The organism is Streptomyces sp. NRRL S-340, assembly GCF_000720185.1.
Taxonomy (GTDB): Bacteria; Actinomycetota; Actinomycetes; order Streptomycetales; family Streptomycetaceae; genus Streptomyces.
In genome coordinates, this window is sequence record NZ_JOIY01000036.1 from 41,638 (window position 1) to 60,297 (window position 18,660).

15 protein-coding genes are annotated in these 18,660 nt (G+C 71.9%); 9 read left to right on the plus strand and 6 right to left on the minus strand.

Annotation, left to right across the window (positions count from 1 at the left end):
- Positions 1-24: 24 nt before the first annotated feature.
- A complete protein-coding gene (locus IG64_RS26495) occupies positions 25-918 on the minus strand; it encodes a carbohydrate kinase family protein (protein WP_037860895.1) in 894 nt (297 codons plus the stop codon).
- A gap of 401 nt (positions 919-1,319) precedes the next feature.
- Positions 1,320-2,225, minus strand: a complete 906-nt coding sequence (locus tag IG64_RS26500; RefSeq protein ID WP_037860736.1) for a pseudouridine-5'-phosphate glycosidase — start codon at positions 2,223-2,225, stop codon at positions 1,320-1,322.
- 99 nt (positions 2,226-2,324) lie between these two features.
- Between IG64_RS26500 and IG64_RS26505 the strand changes: the two genes are divergently transcribed.
- Positions 2,325-2,753, plus strand: a complete 429-nt coding sequence (locus IG64_RS26505) for a VOC family protein (protein WP_037860738.1) — start codon at positions 2,325-2,327, stop codon at positions 2,751-2,753.
- A gap of 27 nt (positions 2,754-2,780) precedes the next feature.
- Here IG64_RS26505 and IG64_RS26510 read toward each other — a convergent pair whose 3' ends face one another.
- Both IG64_RS26510 and IG64_RS26515 read right to left on the minus strand, forming a co-directional pair.
- Positions 2,781-3,353, minus strand: coding sequence for a methylated-DNA--[protein]-cysteine S-methyltransferase (locus IG64_RS26510; RefSeq protein WP_037860897.1), 573 nt, complete (start codon positions 3,351-3,353; stop codon positions 2,781-2,783).
- Positions 3,354-3,445: 92 nt separating this feature from the next.
- Positions 3,446-4,318, minus strand: coding sequence for a glycerophosphodiester phosphodiesterase (locus IG64_RS26515; RefSeq protein WP_037860740.1), 873 nt, complete (start codon positions 4,316-4,318; stop codon positions 3,446-3,448).
- A gap of 318 nt (positions 4,319-4,636) precedes the next feature.
- On the opposite strand from IG64_RS26515, the gene IG64_RS26520 reads away from it, so the two are divergent.
- The 7 genes from IG64_RS26520 (at position 4,637) to aroQ (ending at position 13,727) form a co-directional block, all read left to right on the plus strand.
- Positions 4,637-5,506 carry an MHYT domain-containing protein gene (locus IG64_RS26520; RefSeq protein WP_037860742.1) on the plus strand — a complete coding sequence of 290 codons (870 nt, stop codon included), beginning with the start codon at positions 4,637-4,639 and terminating at the stop codon, positions 5,504-5,506.
- A gap of 40 nt (positions 5,507-5,546) precedes the next feature.
- A complete protein-coding gene (uvrB, locus tag IG64_RS26525; RefSeq protein ID WP_037860744.1) occupies positions 5,547-7,694 on the plus strand; it encodes an excinuclease ABC subunit UvrB in 2,148 nt (715 codons plus the stop codon).
- Between the two features lie 249 nt (positions 7,695-7,943).
- Positions 7,944-8,522 carry a TerD family protein gene (locus IG64_RS26530; RefSeq protein ID WP_037860746.1) on the plus strand — a complete coding sequence of 193 codons (579 nt, stop codon included), beginning with the start codon at positions 7,944-7,946 and terminating at the stop codon, positions 8,520-8,522.
- Between the two features lie 53 nt (positions 8,523-8,575).
- A complete protein-coding gene (locus IG64_RS26535) occupies positions 8,576-10,630 on the plus strand; it encodes a TerD family protein (RefSeq protein ID WP_037860748.1) in 2,055 nt (684 codons plus the stop codon).
- Between the two features lie 267 nt (positions 10,631-10,897).
- Positions 10,898-11,902, plus strand: coding sequence for a TerC family protein (locus IG64_RS26540; RefSeq protein ID WP_037860749.1), 1,005 nt, complete (start codon positions 10,898-10,900; stop codon positions 11,900-11,902).
- 148 nt (positions 11,903-12,050) lie between these two features.
- Positions 12,051-13,151, plus strand: a complete 1,101-nt coding sequence (locus IG64_RS26545; RefSeq protein ID WP_037860900.1) for a calcium:proton antiporter — start codon at positions 12,051-12,053, stop codon at positions 13,149-13,151.
- A gap of 102 nt (positions 13,152-13,253) precedes the next feature.
- A complete protein-coding gene (gene aroQ / locus IG64_RS26550) occupies positions 13,254-13,727 on the plus strand; it encodes a type II 3-dehydroquinate dehydratase (RefSeq protein ID WP_037860750.1) in 474 nt (157 codons plus the stop codon).
- Positions 13,728-13,885: 158 nt separating this feature from the next.
- Here aroQ and IG64_RS26555 read toward each other — a convergent pair whose 3' ends face one another.
- Both IG64_RS26555 and IG64_RS26560 read right to left on the minus strand, forming a co-directional pair.
- Entirely contained in the window at positions 13,886-14,548 is a 663-nt protein-coding gene (locus IG64_RS26555; RefSeq protein WP_078884231.1) for an MBL fold metallo-hydrolase, read from the minus strand.
- A gap of 111 nt (positions 14,549-14,659) precedes the next feature.
- Positions 14,660-15,346, minus strand: a complete 687-nt coding sequence (locus tag IG64_RS26560; protein ID WP_037860752.1) for a maleylpyruvate isomerase family mycothiol-dependent enzyme — start codon at positions 15,344-15,346, stop codon at positions 14,660-14,662.
- 234 nt (positions 15,347-15,580) lie between these two features.
- Here IG64_RS26560 and uvrA point away from each other — a divergent pair, with 234 nt between their 5' ends.
- Positions 15,581-18,601, plus strand: a complete 3,021-nt coding sequence (uvrA, locus tag IG64_RS26565; RefSeq protein WP_037860753.1) for an excinuclease ABC subunit UvrA — start codon at positions 15,581-15,583, stop codon at positions 18,599-18,601.
- Positions 18,602-18,660 lie beyond the last annotated feature (59 nt).

Genomic DNA, 18,660 nt, shown 5'->3' on the forward strand with positions numbered 1-18,660 from the left:
GGCCGGGGCCCGAGGAGCAGGTCGTCAAGGAGTCCGCCGCGGAGGTCTCCCGCCCACGCGCGTCACCGCCAGCGCACCCGCACCGCACCCGTCCACCGCCGCGGCCTCGGGCCCGGCGCCGCCGAGCAGCGCGGCGAGGAAGGCGCCGGTGAACGCGTCACCGGCGCCCGTGGTGTCCAGCGGCACCGCGGGCCGGCCCCGCACCCTGGCGCACACGGCGCCCGAGCGGGCCACCAGCGCGCCGTCCCGGCCGTGTTTCACCACCACCAGCGGGAACCGCCGGCTCAGCTCGGCCGCGGCGTCCGCCGGATCGGACAGCCCCGTCAGCAGACACGCCTCGTCACGGCTGGGCAGCAGGACGTCCACCCCTTCGGTGAGCGCCAGGAACCGGTCCACGCCCAGCGACGCCAGGAAGCCCGCCGAGGCCGGATCCAGGCTCACCGGCACGCCACGCGCGCGTGCCGCCGCGACGGCCACCGCCACGAAGGCCCGGCCCGGCCGGGAGAACAGCAGGTAACCCGACAGATGCAGCCGGGCCACACCGTCGAGCAGGCCGTCCGACCAGTCGCCGGGCTCCAGCCGCAGCGACGCCCCGCTGTCCGTGAGGAACGTACGCTCGGCCGCTGCCGCGTCGTCGACCAGAGCGACCACCGTGCCGGTCGGTGCGCAGGGGTCCACGACGAGCCGGGGAAGCACCCCCGAAGCGATCAGCTCCCGTTCGTGCCAGGCCGCCGTGTCCGCGCCGACCCGGCCGAGCAGCCGCACCCGCGGGCACCCGTGATGCGCTGCCCAGCAGGCCACGTTCGCCCCCGCGCCGCCCGGCACCAGCAGGATCGCGGCCGCCGTGTCGGTGCCGGGCGCGAGCGGCCCCCGGTGCCGTGCGACGACGTCCGTCACCACGTCCCCGGCCACCAGCAGCGCACCGTCCCCGGCGCGGCCCGCTGCCGCGCCCGCCCCCGCGCCCGTGGCAGGCTCCGTACGGGAGCCTGCGGCAGGCCGCCCCGTACCGGCTCCCGGCGCAGACCCCGTGAAAGCGCCCGTGCCGGGCCCCGTGCCCGAGCCCCCGGCCGGAGCTTCTTCGGCGCCCGCGGCTGGAACCGCTTTGCAGCCCGCTGCCGGAGCTGCCTCGCAGTCCGTGCCGTTCCCCATGCCCGAGCCCCCGGCCGGGATTGCCTCGCAGCCCCTGGCCGGGACCACGTCCCAGCCCCCGGCCGGGGCTGTCTCGCTGCGCGCTGCCGGAACCGCCTCCCAGCCCCCGGTGACCACCCCCGCCGCCGGCGCCGCCCCCGTCGTCCGCTGCCTGCCGGCGCGGCCCGTCGTCACACCCGGGCCCAGGCGGCGGCGATGCGGGCGGCCAGCCGGACGTTGCCGCGCACGGCCGCCAGATTGGCCCGGAGCGAAGCACCGTCCGTGTGCCGCACGAGGAAGTCGAGCAGGAACGGCGTGACCGCCTGCCCGGTGATGCCCTGCTCCTCGCAGGCGTGCAGGGCGTCGGCGAGCACCCGCGCGTGCAGCGCGGGGTCCAGCTGTTCCTCCCGGGGGACCGGGTTGGCGACGATCAGCGCGGACTCGGGCGTGCGCAGCACGTTCTGCGCGCGCATGACCTCGGCCACCTCCTCGGGCGTGCGCAGGGTCCAGTCCACCGGCCGGCCGGAGTCCGACAGGTAGAAGCCGGGGAAGCGGTCCGTGCCGTAGCCCGCCACCGTGACGCCCAGTGTCTCCAGCCGCTGCAGGGTCGCGGGCACGTCCAGGATCGACTTCACCCCGGCGCACACCACCGTGATCCGCGTGCGCGCGAGCAGGCCCAGGTCGGCGGACTCGTCCTGGGTCACCGTCCACTGCCGGTGCACTCCGCCGAGCCCGCCGGTCGCGAAGACGCGGATGCCCGCGAGCGCGGCCAGCAGCGCCGTCGCCGAGACGGTCGTCGCCCCGCTCGCCCCCGCGGCCACGGCCGGCGGCAGGTCGCGGTGGCCCAGCTTGCGCATCCCCTCCTCGTTCGCGACCCGCTCCAACTGCTCCTTGTCCAGACCCACACGCGGCCGCCCGTCCAGCACGGCGATCGTCGCCGGTACGGCGCCCTCCTGCCGCACCGCCTCCTCCAGCTCCAGCGCCACCTGGAGATTGCGCGGGCGGGGCAGCCCGTGCGCGATGATCGTCGACTCCAGGGCCACCACGGGGCGTCGCCCGGCGAGCGCTTCCCGTACCTCTTCGGACACCACCAGCACGTGCCTGCCTCCCGTCTGCCGCTCTCCCCTCATCTCTGGCGGGCGGCGGCCCCGGTCAAACCCTTGCGGCCCGGCGGGCGCGGCACCAGCCTGAGAGCCATGACGGACCACACCACACGTCTCGACCACGTCGTCCTCTGGGTGCGCGACCCGCTCGCGGCGGCCGGCTTCTACGAGAAGACGGTCGGCCTGGAGCCGCTGCGCGTCACCGAGTTCGCGGCGGGCGAGGCGCCCTTCCCCTCCGTACGCCTCAACGACGAGACGATCTTCGACCTCGCGCCGCTGGACCTCGTCCCCCGCATGAACATGCTTCCCGGTGCGGCCGGCAGCGCGGGCCACCCGGTGAACCACGTCTGCCTGTCCTTGCCGGCCGCCGCCTTCGACGCCCTGCGCTCCCGCCTGGAGGAGGGGGACGTACCCGTTTCCGGTGTCTCCCAGGACTCCTACGGTGCCCGCGGAGCGGCCCGGCGCAGCTTCTACTTCCGCGACCCGGACGGGAACGTCTTCGAGGCCCGGCACTACGACTGAACCCACCCGGGCCCCGCCCGGCCCGCCTCAGAACAGCGGCTCGGGCAGCACGCCCTCCAGCGCGAGCAGCGCGCGCTTGGTCTCCAGGCCGCCCCCGAAGCCGCCTATGCCGCCGTCGTTCTCGACGACCCGGTGGCACGGGACCACGACCGGCAGCGGGTTGGAACCCATCGCCACGCCCACCGCCTGGGCCGCGCCGGGCTGGCCGACCCGCCCGGCCAGCTCGCCGTACCCGACGACCGTGCCGTACGGCACGGTCGCGGCGAGTTCGCGCAGCGCCTGCCCGTTGAAGCCGGCTCTCCCCGAGAGCATGGACCAGTCCAGCGGCAGCTCGAAGTCCCGCCGCTCGCCCGCGAAATAGGCCTCCAGCTGGCGTACGGCCTCCGCCAGCAGCGGCGAGCCGGGCGCCTCGACGGGCTCGCCGCCCAGCCGTGACGCGAGCCGGGCCAGTGCCCGGTCGCGGACCGCGTCGGTGGCGTGGAACACGACGTTGACCAGGCCGTCGCGGGTCGCCGCCAGCAGCAGGGGGCCGATGCCGCTGCCGACCACGGCCCACACGACCCGCGGTCCGCTGTGCTCGTCCTGCTCGTGGTTGTCCATGCCGACCACCGTACGGCCCGCCACTGACAACGCCCCCGACCTGCGCGTTCGCTGCCGGGTGCCGGGCCGTTAGCGGCCGGCCGTGGCCGGGGTCAGGGAGCGTCCAAGGCGGTGCGCACGACGTCCGGTTTGTTGGAGATGATGCCGTCGACGCCGTACCCCGAGACGGTCCGGGCGCGCGGGGCGTCGTCGACCGTCCACGTGAACACCTCCAGCGGCCTGCCGTGCGGGCCGGCGACCGCGTGCACGTCGGCGACGTAGGCCGCGGTCACCTCGGTCCAGGAGGGGTTGATCAGGTCGGCGAACCCCGCGTACCGGCGCAGGTCCGCCGTCGCCGGCCGGCCGAGGAAGGCGGTCCTGACCGCGGGCTCCAGGCGGTGCACCGTGCGTACGCTGTCCGCGCTGAAGCTCTGCACGATCAGCCGGTCCGCCAGGTGCCGGTGGTCGAGCCAGCCCACGGCGCGGAGCACGTTCAGGGTCTGGCGCTCGATGCCGGGGTACAGCTCCGGGTTCTTGACCTCCAGGAGCAGCTTCTCGTGGTTGTGCTCCACCCGGCGCATGTACTGCCTCAGCGTCGGCACGCGCGTGCCCGCGTACGCGGGGGAGAACCAGCTGCCCGCGTCCAGACGGGCGATCTCGGCGGCGGTGAAGTCCTTCACCTTCCACGGTGCCCGGCCGGGAAAGACCTGCTCGACGTCGGTGGTGCGCCGCAGGCTGTCGTCGTGGAGGACGACGAGTTCGCCGTCCTTCGTGCGCTGCACGTCGTTCTCCACCCAGCGGAAGCCGAGGGCGGCCGCCTTGTCGATGGAGGGCAGTGTGTTCTCCGGTGCGTAGGCGGCGGCGCCCCGGTGACCGACGACCAGCGGCCGCTCGTGACTGCCGGCCGCCCGGACCTCGGCGGTGGGTGACAGTGCCACCGCTCCCAGAAGTGCGGTGGCCGTGGCGGCGATCGCGCGCGCGTGCATGCGGACTCCTCACATGATCCGATCACTGACAGTGCAAGACTGACAGCGTGGCGTCACCATGTGGGGATGTCGGCGGGGCGTCACGCGATCGAGGGAGTCACCGAGGGGCGCTCACCGCTGTCGCCCGGGGGTCGGGCAGTGCTTCCCGGGAGGCGGTGCTTCACATTGAGGAAGGGTCGTGCTTCTTTGCCGGAAAATCGTTCGACCATTCCGGCGGCAGTCATACTCTCTGCGTCGGCGCCGACCGCGGGGGCGGTCACGAGGCGGGGGCGACTTCACCACATTCCGGGACTCAACAGGGCGGAAGGGCAACCGCGCATGCACGGCACGGTCGACGGATTCAGCTACGGGATCGTCACCCCGCTGGTGGCCTATCTCATGGCCTGCCTGGGCGGGGCGCTCGGCCTGCGCTGCACCACCCGCGCCCTGCTCGTCGCCCACTCCTGGCGCCCCGGCTGGCTGGCCCTCGGATCGGCGGCCATCGGCTCGGGCATCTGGACCATGCACTTCGTGGCGATGATGGGATTCACCGTCCAGGGGGCGCCGATCCACTACGACAGGCCGACGACCTACGCGAGCCTGGCCCTCGCCATCGTCATGGTGGGCGTCGGCATCTTCATCGTCGGCTACAAGGGCGCGACCGGGTCGGCGCTGTTCACCGGAGGCACGGTCACCGGACTGGGCGTCGCCTCGATGCACTACCTGGGCATGGCCGGGATGCAGTTCGGCGGCACGTTCGAGTACAACACCCTCACCGTCGCCGCCTCGGTCGCCATAGCGGTCGTCGCGGCGACCGCGGCCCTGTGGGCGGCCGGGCAGGTCAGGGGGTTCCTCTGGAGCGTCGGCGCGAGCCTCGTCATGGGTCTGGCCGTCAGCGGCATGCACTACACGGGCATGGCGGCGCTCACCGTGCACCTGCACGGCACGGGCGGCGGCGCCGTCCCCGGCGAGTCACCGGCGGCGCTGCTCGCCCCCATGCTCGTCGGTCCGCTCGCCTTCCTGCTCCTGGCCGGGGTCGTCGTCATGCGCGATCCGCTGATGGTCATGGGCAGAGCGGACTGGGTCCCGGTCGAGCAGAAACCGGGCGTACCGGCCCGCGAACTGGTCGGCCACTCCGCCCGGCCCTCGTCCGCCGACGCCCGCCGCGCCCCCGCCGCGGGCGGGTCGCGCACCCCGCAGAACCGCTGAGCGGCCCCCGTTGTCAGTGGCGGGTCGTACGGTGGATGACATGCGGCCCGTTTCCCAGATCGAACGCACGGTGGCGCCCTTCGAGGTCGTCAGCCCCTACCAGCCCAGCGGCGACCAGCCGCAGGCCATCGCCGAGCTGGCCCGGCGCGTCCGGGCGGGCGAGAAGGACGTCGTCCTGCTCGGCGCCACCGGCACCGGCAAGTCCGCCACCACGGCGTGGATGATCGAGAAGCTCCAGCGCCCGACGCTCGTGATGGCCCCCAACAAGACCCTGGCCGCGCAGCTGGCGAACGAGTTCCGCGAGCTGCTCCCCAACAACGCGGTCGAGTACTTCGTCTCGTACTACGACTACTACCAGCCCGAGGCCTACGTCCCGCAGTCGGACACCTACATCGAGAAGGACTCCTCGATCAACGAGGAGGTGGAGCGGCTGCGGCACTCCGCGACCAACTCGCTCCTCACCCGCCGTGACGTCGTGGTGGTCGCCTCCGTCTCCTGCATCTACGGCCTCGGCACACCGCAGGAGTACGTCGACCGCATGGTCCCCCTCCGGGTCGGCGACGAGATGGACCGCGACGAGATGCTCCGCCGCTTCGTCGACATCCAGTACACGCGCAACGACATGGCCTTCACCCGGGGCACCTTCCGGGTCCGCGGCGACACCATCGAGATCTTCCCGGTCTACGAGGAGCTGGCCGTCCGCATCGAGATGTTCGGCGACGAGATCGAGGCGCTGTCCACCCTGCACCCGATCACCGGCGAGATCATCAGCGACGACCAGCAGCTCTACATCTTCCCCGCCTCGCACTACGTCGCCGGCCCCGAGCGCATGGAGCGAGCCGTCCGGGGCATCGAGGAGGAGCTGAAGGAGCGCCTGGCCGAGCTGGAGAAGCAGGGCAAGCTGCTGGAGGCCCAGCGGCTGCGGATGCGCACCACGTACGACATCGAGATGCTCCGCCAGATCGGCACCTGCTCGGGCGTGGAGAACTACTCGATGCACTTCGACGACCGCGCGCCGGGCACCCCGCCCAACACCCTGCTGGACTACTTCCCGGACGACTTCCTCCTCGTCATCGACGAGTCGCACGTGACCGTGCCCCAGATCGGCGCGATGTACGAGGGCGACGCCTCCCGCAAGCGCACCCTGGTGGAGCACGGCTTCCGGCTGCCCTCCGCCCTCGACAACCGCCCGCTGAAGTGGGAGGAGTTCCAGGAGCGCATCGGGCAGACGGTGTACCTGTCCGCGACCCCGGGGCAGTACGAGCTGTCGCGCTCGGACGGCCAGGTCGAGCAGATCATCCGCCCCACCGGACTCGTCGACCCGGAGGTCGTCGTCAAGCCCACCGAGGGCCAGATCGACGACCTGGTGCACGAGATCCGCAAGCGCACCGAGAAGGACGAGCGCGTCCTGGTCACCACGCTCACCAAGAAGATGGCCGAGGACCTCACGGACTACTTCCTCGAACTGGGCATTCAGGTGCGCTACCTGCACAGCGACGTCGACACCCTGCGCCGTATCGAGCTGCTGCGCGAACTGCGCTCCGGCGAGTACGACGTCCTGGTCGGCATCAACCTGCTGCGCGAGGGCCTCGACCTGCCCGAGGTCTCCCTGGTGGCGATCCTCGACGCCGACAAGGAGGGCTTCCTGCGCTCGGGCACCTCGCTCATCCAGACCATCGGCCGCGCGGCGCGCAACGTCTCCGGACAGGTCCACATGTACGCCGACAAGATCACCCCGGCGATGGAGAAGGCCATCGAGGAGACCAACCGCCGCCGCGAGAAGCAGATCGCCTACAACAAGGCGCGCGGCATCGACCCCCAGCCGCTGCGCAAGAAGATCAACGACATCGTCGCCCAGATCGCCCGCGAGGAGGTCGACACCGAGCAGCTGCTCGGCACCGGCTACCGCAAGGGCAAGGACGGCAAGGGCGCCAAGGCCCCCGTCCCGGCCCTCGGCGACCAGGCCGTCAAGGGTGCCAGGGCGGGCAAGTCCGCCAAGGGCAAGGCGAAGGAGACGGTGCCCACCGATCGCCCCGCGGCCCAGCTCGCCGAGCAGATCGAGCAGATGACCGAGCGGATGCGCGCGGCCGCCGCCGAGCTGCAGTTCGAGGTGGCGGCCCGGCTGCGCGACGAGGTCTCCGAGATGAAGAAGGAACTGCGCCAGATGCGCGAGGCCGGCCTGGCCTGACCGAGCGGCGGCCGCCCCGGGCGGCCGGGGGACGCGGGCACTGACGCGGACGCGGGCGCGAGCGCGGCCCCGGAGCCGGACGCGGATGCCGCGGAGGGAACACCTCCCCGGCATCCGCGTCCGCGCTGTGTTGCAAGAGCGACACAAAGTACGCACCGGAGTGCGGCGATGTCAGTGCCTCTGCGTAGGGTTCTGATCAACCGCGCGAATCCGCGGCAACAGGGGAGCAGTCCGAGAGGGGAATCAGCCGTGACCGTCAACTTGACCAAGGGTCAGGCCATCAGTCTGCAGAAGAACGACGGAGGCAGCCTGACCGCGGTCCGTATGGGTCTCGGCTGGCAGGCGGCCCCGCGCCGCGGCCTGTTCGGCTCCCGCACGCGCGAGATCGACCTCGACGCCTCGGCGGTGCTGTTCGCCGAGAAGAACCCGGTCGACGTCGTCTTCTTCCGGCACCTGGTGAGCGACGACGGTTCGGTGCGCCACACCGGCGACAACCTGGTCGGCGGTGTCGGCCAGGGCGGGGACGACGAGGCGATCCTCGTCGACCTGCAGCGCGTCCCGGTCCACATCGACCAGATCGTCTTCACCGTCAACTCCTTCACGGGCCAGACCTTCCAGGAGGTGCAGAACGCCTTCTGCCGCCTGGTGGACGAGACCAACGGCCAGGAGCTGGCCCGCTACACCCTCGCGGGCGGCGGCAACTACACGGCCCAGCTCATGGCGAAGGTGCACCGCGCGGGCACCGGCTGGACGATGACGGCCCTCGGCGTCCCGGCCAACGGCCGCACGTTCCAGGACCTGATGCCCGCGATCCTGCCGCACCTGTAGGACGGAACGGCGAGCAGCGGCACGAGCGGGGCACGGCCCAGGGGGAGAAGGCGATGACGGCCGAGCTGGTGCGGGGGCAGAACCACCCGCTCTCCGAGACCCGCCTGGAAGTGCGGGTCTCGGCCGGAACACCGGTGGTGGCCCTGGCCGCGACCGGTGACGAGAACGGCAGGGTCGCGGGCAGCGCCGGGGTGGCCCACCCCGGCGCCCCGGTGCTGCCCGGCCTGGAAGTCCCCCGGCAGGCGGCCGCCGACCACCGGCTCGCCGTCGACCTGGACGCGCTCCCGGAAGCGGTGCACCGGGTGAGCGTGCTCCTCACCCTGCCCGGCGGCGGCCGGGGACCGGCCCGGTTCGGAGCGGTCGCCGCCCCCTTCGTGGCCGTCACCGGCCTGGACGGCACCGAACTCGTCAGCTACACCCTCACCGGGCTGGACGCCGAGTCGGCCGTGATCGCCCTGGAGCTGTACCGCCGGCAGGGCGCCTGGAAGGTGCGTGCCGTCGGGCAGGGCTACTCCGGCGGCCTCGCCGAACTCCTCACCGACCAGGGACTCTCGCAGGCCCGCGGACTGGCGGACGCCGTCGAAGCGGCGGTGAGCCGGGGACTGGCCCGCTCGGTGGCGGCCCCTCCGCCGCGCGCCGCGGACGGCGGTCGCTCCCGGCAGGCGACCGCACCGGCCCCCGGCGCGGCCCCGGGGGACCCCGCGGGCTCCCCGGCCGCCACGGGTCCCGTGCCCGCGCCTTCCGGGCCCTCGTACGGAGACCGGGCACCTGGCGCCCCCGCGCAGCCGCCGCATGTGGACGGCGCCCCGCCGCAGCCGGCCGGCCAGGACGGCGGCACCACGCCCCGGCCCGCGGCGGCCTCCCGGCCGGCGGCCCCCACCGGCGGCCCCGTCGACTACAGCCACCCCCGGCGGCGGACGGCGGCCCCGCCGCCACCGGCGCCCGCCGCGCCCCGCGCCGCACCGGACCCGCCCGCCACGCCCGTCGCGGGAGACGCGACCGGCTGGTCCATGGAGGAACGGCTCTACAACCAGGTCTGGGGCATGTTCGAGGACCTGGCCCGCACCACCGCCGCCTACCGCAGTGCCGTCGACTTCGCCGACGCCCGCAGGGAGAAGGAGCTGGACCAGGTCCTGTCCGACCCGCGCAGCCGCCTCAGCGGCCAGGGCGACGCCGCTCGGGAGGCGGCGCGCGTCCGGCACACCGAGCTGGTCGACCGGGCCAGGGACGCCCTCGACCGCGACCTCGCCCAGCTGACCGCCGAGTCCGAGGTGGTCGAGCCCGCACTGCCTCCCGCCTACGCCGGCTGGGACAGTCCCGTCTGGCACGGGTACCGGGTGCCGATGGAGATCCCGATGGCCGTGCGGCTCGGCGACCTCTGCCTGCCCGAGGCGCCCTCCCTGCGCATCCCCATGCTGGTCCGGCTGCCGCTGGAGCGCGGACTGTGGATCGACAGCGGTCGTTCCGGAAGATCAGGCGGCGCGTTCACCGACGAGGCGGAAGCCAGGCGGTCGGCGATGGAGGCGGCCGTGGCGCACGCGGCCCGGCTGCTCGCCGTCTACCCGGCAGGCGAGTTCGGTGTCCATGTCATCGATCCCGCGGGGTCCGCGGCGGAAACGCTCGCGCCCCTGGTACGGACGGGTGTGCTCGCCACGCCGCCCGCGCCCGGCGCCGCCGGGGTCGCGGACGTGCTGGGCCGCCTCACCCAGAGGGTCGACCTGGTGCAGATGGCGGTGCGCGCCGGCGCGCCCGACTCGCTGCCGCAGGATCTCGACACGGCTGAGCAACTCCTGATCGTCAACGACTTCCCGCACGGCTTCGACGACCGCGCCGTGACCCGGCTGCGCTACCTGGCGGACGAGGGCCCGGCGGTCGGTGTCCATCTGATGGTGGTCGCGGACCGGGAGGACGCCGCCGCCTACGGTCCGCTGCTCGATCCCCTGTGGCGTTCGCTGATGCGCCTCACCCCGGTACCCGACGACCACCTCGCCGACCCCTGGGTCGGCCACGCCTGGACGTACGAGCCGCCGCTCGTGCCGCCCGGCAGCCAGGTGGTCGAGCGGGTGCTCACACGGGTCGCCGCGGCCCGCCGCGACTGGAACCGGTGACACCTGGCCACCGGACAGACCAGCGTCAAGGAAAAGTAAAGCCACTCTGATCAGCGTCTTTGATCTTTTCTTTGCCTTCCACTTTACCTTTCCTTGGTGATTCGGGTACTGTTTTCCGTACGGAGGGGAGTACTCCCTGTCTGCTGCGGCGTACCCGTCAATACGGATCGGACCAGATCCCGGGGCGCCGGCCCGTCCCGGGTGGAAGAGACCTCCGGCAGCGACGACGCTGACTCATCTGCCCGTGACGCACCTGCCGGAGGCGCAGTGGAAGTTTCCATCACCCTGTGGACCCTGACCATCGTCGGCCTGGCCGCCCTGATCGCGGTCGACTTCTTCATCGGCCGCAAACCCCATGACGTGTCCGTCAAGGAAGCCGGGGTCTGGACCGTCGTCTGGATCGCCCTGGCCTGCCTCTTCGGGCTCGGCCTGTTCCTCTTCTCGGGCGGGCAGCCGGCCGGAGAGTTCTTCGCGGGCTTCATCACCGAGAAGTCGCTGAGCGTCGACAACCTCTTCGTCTTCGTGCTGATCATGGCGAAGTTCGCCGTGCCCTCGCAGTACCAGCAGCGGGTGCTGCTGGTCGGCGTCCTCATAGCCCTCGTGCTGCGGGCCGCCTTCATCGCCGCCGGCGCCGCGATCCTCGCCGGCTTCTCGTGGGTGTTCTTCCTCTTCGGGGCCTTCCTCATCTGGACCGCATGGAAGCTGGTCCAGGAGGCCCGCTCCGGCGGGGAGGACGAGGAGTTCGAGGAGAACAAGCTGCTCAAGGCCGCCGAGCGTCGCTTCGGCGTGGCCGACCGGTACCACGGCACCAAGCTGTGGATCCGGGAGAACGGCAAGCGCGTGATGACGCCGATGCTGGTCGTGATGCTCGCCATCGGCACCACCGACGTGCTGTTCGCCCTCGACTCGATCCCCGCGATCTTCGGCCTCACCCAGGACCCGTACATCGTCTTCACCGCCAACGCCTTCGCGCTGATGGGGCTCAGGCAGTTGTACTTCCTGATAGGCGGCCTGCTGAAGAAACTGGTCCACCTCTCCTACGGCCTGTCCGTCATCCTCGGCTTCATCGGCGTCAAGCTCGTGCTGCACGCGCTGCACGAGGCCGGTGTGCACGTCCCGGAGATCAGCATCCCCGTCTCCCTCGGCGTGATCTGCGCGGTCCTGATCGTCACCACCGTCACCAGCCTGATGACGACCAGGGGCCGGGCCGCGACGGAGGAGGTGCGAGAAGGGCAGGGCGACACCGAGCACAAGGACCGCATCGATGCCTGACCGTTCCCCGACCGCGCACCTCCGCTCCAGGACCGCGCACCCCGGCCCCGCCACCGGCTCCGGGGCCCCGCACCCGGGCGGTGCGGGGGCCACCGCCCCGGCGGCCCACCGGAATGCGAACGAGCCGGGCCTCTGCGACGATCACAGCATGATCACGCGGCTCAGGGGACTTGCCAGGGCGTGGACGACGGCCGTGCCGGTGCTCGCGGTCGTCCTGCTGGTCCTCACCTGGGGGCGGAGTCTGCCCGCGGCTGTCGTCGTGCTGGTGACCGTGGTGCTCGCCGGTGCGGTGCTCGCCGCCGTGCACCACGCCGAGGTGGTCGCCCACCGGGTCGGTGAACCCTTCGGGTCCCTGGTCCTGGCCATCGCCGTCACCGTCATCGAGGTCGCCCTCATCGTGACCCTCATGCTGGACGGCGGCGACAAGAGCGCCACCCTGGCCAGGGACACGGTGTTCGCAGCCGTCATGATCACCTGCAACGGCGTGGTCGGACTGTGCCTGCTCGTCGGCTCGCTCCGGCACGGCACGGCCGTCTTCAACGCCGAGGGCACGGGCGCGGCACTGGCCACCGTAGCGACCCTGGCCACCCTCAGCCTGGTCCTGCCGACGTTCACCACCAGCAAGCCCGGACCGGAGTTCTCCGGTGTGCAGCTCACCTTCGCCGCCCTGTCCTCCCTGATCCTCTACGGCCTGTTCGTGGCCACCCAGACCGTCCGGCACCGGGACTACTTCCTGCCCATCACCCGGCAGGGCGAGGTGATCACCTCCGACGACCACGCGGAGCGGCCCTCCTCCCGCATGGCCTGGACCAGCCTGGGGCTGCTGGCGCTCGCCCTGATCGGCGTGGTGGGACTGGCGAAGGGCGTCTCGCCGACCATCGAGGCCGGGGTGGCGTCCGCCGGTCTGCACCACGCGGTCGTCGGTGTGATCATCGCCCTGCTGGTGCTGCTGCCGGAGACCATCGCCGCCCTCCGCTCAGCCCGCCGAGACCGGGTGCAGACCAGCCTCAACCTCGCCCTGGGCTCCGCGATGGCCAGCATCGGCCTGACCATCCCGGCCGTCGCCCTGGCCTCCGTCTGGCTCTCCGGGCCGCTCGTGCTCGGCCTCGGCTCCACCCACATGCTGCTGCTCCTGCTCACGGTGGTGGTCAGTTCCCTGACCGTGGTGCCGGGCCGGGCCACCCCCCTGCAGGGCGGCGTCCACCTCGTCATCTTCGCGGCCTACCTCGAACTGGCCATCAACCCCTGAGACGGCCGTCCGGCCCCCGGCCGCGCGGTCGGTGCGCCGTGATAGACCGGGGCCAGCGGCGGTCGCAGCCGACCGCCGTGCACCGACGGACCCGGAGGAACCGTGCCCCGCACCCTGGCCAGCGCCCCGATCATGATCCTCAACGGCCCCAACCTCAATCTGCTCGGGCAGCGGCAGCCGGAGATCTACGGCTCCGACACGCTCGCGGACGTGGAGGCCCTGTGCGTGAAGGCGGCGGCCGCGCGCGGCGCCACGGTGGACTTCCGCCAGTCCAACCACGAGGGAGAACTGGTCGACTGGATCCACGAGGCACGGCTGCACCACTGCGGCATCGTCATCAACCCGGCCGCCTACTCGCACACCTCCGTGGCGATCCTCGACGCGCTCAACGCCTGCGACGGGATGCCGGTGATGGAGGTCCACATCTCCAACGTCCACCGGCGCGAGTCGTTCCGGCACCACTCCTACGTCTCCCTGCGCGCCGACGGTGTCATCGCCGGCTGCGGAGTACAGGGCTACGCGTTCGCGGTGGAGCGGGTGGCGGCACTGGCCGCGGGGGACGGTCCGCAGGCGTAGCGTCCGCGCGGCCTCCGCTGCCCGGGACCCGGCGGCGTCCACGACACGCCGGGGCCGCCGGTCGAGGGCGGGGAATGAGGACCGGCGGCCCGTGCCGCGCAGGAGCCGTCTTCCTGAGCGGGGCTGGTCTAAGAGTTGCGAACAAAAGGGGAGTCCGGTCAGCTCGCGGCGTCCGGTGCGTGCGATCGCAAGGCGCCGGAAGGTCCTTGTAGCGGAGCTACCAGGTTGCCGTGCCCGGGGTAGACCCAGGTCTCGTCCGGCAGCGGTGCGAAGATCTTCGTCTCGACGTCGTGGATCAGGCTCGCGAAGGCCCGGGAGTTCTTGAAGGTGTTGCCCACACCTCCGGGGAAGAGGCAGTCGCCCGTGAACACGTGCGGGTGCCCGTGCGGGTCGTCGTAGACGAGCGCGATGGAACCCGGGGTGTGCCCCACGAGGTGGCGGGCGGTGAGCCGCACGTGCCCCACGCTGATCGTGTCGCCGTCCTCCACGAGGACGTCGGTCGGCACGGGGATTCCCTCGGCGTCGTCCCGGCCCGCGTACGTCCGCGCGCCCGTGGCCGCCACCACCTCGGCCAGCGCCTGCCAGTGGTCCGCGTGCCGGTGCGTGGTGACGACGGAGGCGATGCCGTCGTCACCGATCATGCCGAGCAGCGTGTGCGCGTCGCCGGCCGCGTCGACGAGCAGTTGCTCGTCGGTGGCCCGGCAGCGCAGCAGGTAGGCGTTGTTGTCCATCGGGCCGACCGCGATCTTGGTGATCATCAGGTCTTTCAGCTCGTGCACGTCCGCCGGGCCGCCGACCGTCACCTCTCCGCTGTACGTCATGGTCGTCAGCCTATAGGCGCGTACGGCGCGGGAGCGCCGCACGCGCCTTTCACGAGGAGACCGGAGCGCCGCACGCGCCTGTCACCAGGAGACCGTGCCGGGCAGGGGCCGTCACAGGGGCGGGAGCGCCGGAAGCGTGCCGCCCGCCACGGTGAGCGCGGCGCCGTCCCGCCGGCCGGCGAGCCAGCCGAGCAGGTCCGCCGCGGTTCCCGTGACGGTGACCGCTTCCTCGTCCCGCTCCCGGCCCGTGCTCCACGCGCGCGTGCCGTCGGTCAGCCTGGTGGCGGGCACGTCGGCGTGGCCCGCGAACCGCTGGGCGAGGAAGTCGATCTCCCGCTCCGTGAACTCCTGCGGCACGTCCTCCAGCTCGTAGCCGATGCCGAGGTCCACGTGGTGCAGCTCGACCTCGGCCCAGCGCCGGAACGGCAGCCGGGATGCGGTGTCGGTCACCCCGTTGCGCAGCTCCACGGTGCGCGACCAGTCGGCCGGCACCAGGCCCGCCGCGTGGAAGCGGGCCGCGCTCTCGCGCACGTCCGCGATGTGCGCGTCCAGCGGACGCCGTGCGTCGCGCTCGATGTCCGCGTCCCGCGCCTCGGCGGAGGCGTACATGGGACGCCCTTCGAGGACGTTGACGAGCGCGTCCGCGTTGCGGGCGAGGTGGGCGAGGACATGGCCGCGGGTCCAGCCGGGCAGGCGTGACTGGTCGGTCACAGCCGCGTTGTCCAGTTCGCCGACCGCGGTGAGCAGTCGTTCGGTGGCTTCCTGTACAGACGCCAGGTCACGTGCGTGATCCATCATGCGCCCGACCCTAGCGGCGCCACCCCTTCGGGTGAAGGTGGCCGAGCGCGGCCGTGAATCGAATGCATGTGCGATATCGTCGGCGGCGGCGTCGGGCATGCTGGAGAGCCGGGGATTGTTGACCGTCCGGGCGGATCCGGGAATCCCACCCGGCGTTGTCAGTGGCTCCCCCTAGTCTGAAGAAGCACGGGGGCCCCGCCCCTGTCACTTCTCTCAAGAAAGGTGCGGACCGGCGTGGCCGACCGTCTCATCGTCCGTGGCGCGCGCGAGCACAACCTGAAGAACGTGTCGCTCGACCTGCCTCGTGACTCGCTCATCGTCTTCACGGGCCTGTCCGGTTCGGGCAAGTCCTCCCTGGCCTTCGACACGATCTTCGCCGAGGGCCAGCGGCGCTACGTGGAGTCGCTCTCCTCGTACGCCCGTCAGTTCCTCGGCCAGATGGACAAGCCGGACGTCGACTTCATCGAGGGGCTGTCCCCGGCGGTCTCCATCGACCAGAAGTCGACCTCCCGCAACCCGCGCTCCACGGTCGGCACCATCACCGAGGTCTACGACTACCTGCGCCTGCTGTTCGCCCGCATCGGCAAGCCGCACTGCCCCGAGTGCGGGCGGCCGATCTCCCGGCAGTCGCCGCAGGCCATCGTGGACCGGGTCCTCGAACTGCCCGAGGGCAGCCGCTTCCAGGTCCTCTCGCCGCTGGTGCGCGAACGCAAGGGCGAGTTCGTCGACCTGTTCGCCGACCTCCAGACCAAGGGCTACTCCCGTGCGCGCGTCGACGGCGAGACCGTCCAGCTCTCCAGCCCGCCCACGCTGAAGAAGCAGGAGAAGCACACCATCGAGGTGGTCGTCGACCGCCTCACCGTCAAGGACTCCGCCAAGCGGCGTCTGACCGACTCCGTGGAGACCGCGCTCGGCCTCTCCGGCGGCATGGTCGTGCTCGACTTCGTCGACCTCCCCGAGGACGACCCCGAGCGCGAGCGCATGTTCTCCGAGCACCTGTACTGCCCGTACGACGACCTCTCCTTCGAGGAGCTGGAGCCCCGCTCCTTCTCGTTCAACTCGCCCTTCGGCGCCTGCCCCGAGTGCACCGGCATCGGCACGCGCATGGAGGTGGACCCGGAGCTGATCGTCCCCGACGAGGACAAGTCCCTCGACGAGGGCGCCATCCACCCCTGGTCGCACGGGCACACCAAGGACTACTTCGGCCGCCTGATCGGCGCCCTCGCCGACGCGCTGGGTTTCCGTACCGACATCCCCTTCGCCGGGCTGCCGCAGCGCGCCAAGAAGGCCCTGCTGTACGGCCACAAGACGCAGATCGAGGTCCGCTACCGCAACCGGTACGGACGCGAGCGCGTCTACACCACCCCCTTCGAGGGCGCGGTGCCCTTCGTCAAGCGCCGGCACAGCGAGGCCGAGAGCGACGCCAGCCGCGAGCGCTTCGAGGGCTACATGCGCGAGGTGCCCTGTCCCACCTGTGAGGGCACGCGCCTGAAGCCGGTCGTCCTCGCGGTCACGCTCATGGGCAGGTCGATCGCCGAGATCTCCGCCATGTCGATCAGCGACTGCGCGGACTTCCTGCGCGAGCTGAAGCTCGACGGCCGCGAGAAGAAGATCGCCGAGCGGGTCCTGAAGGAGGTCAACGAGCGGCTGCGGTTCCTGGTCGACGTCGGCCTGGACTACCTCTCGCTGAACCGCGCGGCCGGCACCCTCTCCGGCGGCGAGGCCCAGCGCATCCGCCTGGCCACCCAGATCGGCTCCGGCCTCGTCGGCGTCCTCTACGTGCTGGACGAGCCGTCCATCGGCCTGCACCAGCGCGACAACCACCGGCTGATCGAGACCCTCGTCCGGCTGCGCGACATGGGCAACACGCTCATCGTCGTCGAGCACGACGAGGACACCATCAAGGTCGCCGACTGGGTCGTGGACATCGGCCCAGGCGCGGGCGAGCACGGCGGCAAGGTCGTGCACAGCGGCTCCCTGAAGGAACTGCTCGCCAACGCCGAGTCGCAGACCGGCCAGTACCTCGCCGGCAAGAAGTCGATCCCGCTGCCCGGCATCAGGCGACCGCTCGACCCTGCGAGGCAGCTCACGGTGCACGGTGCCCGGGAGAACAACCTCCAGGACATCGACGTGTCCTTCCCGCTGGGCGTCTTCACCGCCGTCACCGGCGTCTCCGGTTCCGGAAAGTCGACCCTGGTCAACGACATCCTCTACACCCACCTGGCCCGCGAGCTGAACGGCGCGCGCAACGTCCCCGGGCGGCACACGCGCGTGGACGGCGACGACCTCGTCGACAAGGTCGTGCACGTCGACCAGTCGCCCATCGGCCGCACCCCGCGGTCCAACCCGGCGACGTACACCGGCGTCTTCGACCACATCCGCAAGCTGTTCGCCGAGACCACCGAGGCCAAGGTCCGCGGCTACCTGCCCGGCCGCTTCTCCTTCAACGTCAAGGGCGGCCGCTGCGAGAACTGCGCGGGCGACGGCACGATCAAGATCGAGATGAACTTCCTCCCGGACGTCTACGTCCCGTGCGAGGTCTGCCACGGGGCCCGGTACAACCGGGAGACCCTGGAGGTCCACTACAAGGGCAAGTCCATCGCCGACGTGCTGAACATGCCCATCGAGGAGGCGACCGACTTCTTCGAGGCGGTTCCGGCGATCGCCCGGCACCTCAGGACCCTCAAGGACGTCGGCCTGGGCTACGTCCGGCTCGGCCAGTCGGCGACCACCCTGTCCGGCGGCGAGGCCCAGCGCGTGAAGCTCGCCAGCGAACTGCAGCGCCGCTCCACGGGGCGCACGGTCTACGTCCTGGACGAGCCGACGACCGGCCTCCACTTCGAGGACATCAGCAAGCTGCTGAAGGTCCTGTCCGGTCTGGTCGACAAGGGCAACACGGTCATCGTCATCGAGCACAACCTCGACGTGATCAAGACCGCCGACTGGATCGTCGACATGGGTCCCGAGGGGGGCGCGGGCGGTGGCCTCGTCGTGGCGGAGGGCACGCCCGAGCAGGTCGCCGGGGTACCGGCCAGCCACACCGGCAAGTTCCTGCGCGAGATCCTGGGCGCGGACCGGGTCAGCGACGCGGAGCCGGTGAAGGCGGTGAAGGCCCCGCGCAGGGCCGCCGCCAAGAAGGCGGTGGCGGCCGCGTCGACGGGCCGCAGGACGGCCACCGCCAGGACGACGTCCGGCAGCACGGGCAGCAAGAAGGCGGCGCCCGCGAAGAAGACCACGCGTACGCGCAAGGCCTGAACGCCCTCCCGGCCGCACCAGCAGGCGCCCCGCGGGACCTCCCGCGGGGCGCCTGCCTA

Excerpts from the sequence above, each read along its gene's own strand:
- IG64_RS26505 (WP_037860738.1), top strand. The coding sequence starts at position 2,325 with ATGACGGACCACACCACACGTCTCGACCACGTCGTCCTCTGGGTGCGC.
- IG64_RS26510 (WP_037860897.1), bottom strand. The coding sequence starts at position 3,353 with ATGGACAACCACGAGCAGGACGAGCACAGCGGACCGCGGGTCGTGTGG.
- IG64_RS26515 (WP_037860740.1), bottom strand. The coding sequence starts at position 4,318 with ATGCACGCGCGCGCGATCGCCGCCACGGCCACCGCACTTCTGGGAGCG.
- IG64_RS26520 (WP_037860742.1), top strand. The coding sequence starts at position 4,637 with ATGCACGGCACGGTCGACGGATTCAGCTACGGGATCGTCACCCCGCTG.
- uvrB (WP_037860744.1), top strand. The coding sequence starts at position 5,547 with ATGCGGCCCGTTTCCCAGATCGAACGCACGGTGGCGCCCTTCGAGGTC.
- IG64_RS26535 (WP_037860748.1), top strand. The coding sequence starts at position 8,576 with ATGACGGCCGAGCTGGTGCGGGGGCAGAACCACCCGCTCTCCGAGACC.
- IG64_RS26545 (WP_037860900.1), top strand. The coding sequence starts at position 12,051 with ATGATCACGCGGCTCAGGGGACTTGCCAGGGCGTGGACGACGGCCGTG.
- IG64_RS26555 (WP_078884231.1), bottom strand. The coding sequence starts at position 14,548 with ATGACGTACAGCGGAGAGGTGACGGTCGGCGGCCCGGCGGACGTGCAC.
- IG64_RS26560 (WP_037860752.1), bottom strand. The coding sequence starts at position 15,346 with ATGATGGATCACGCACGTGACCTGGCGTCTGTACAGGAAGCCACCGAA.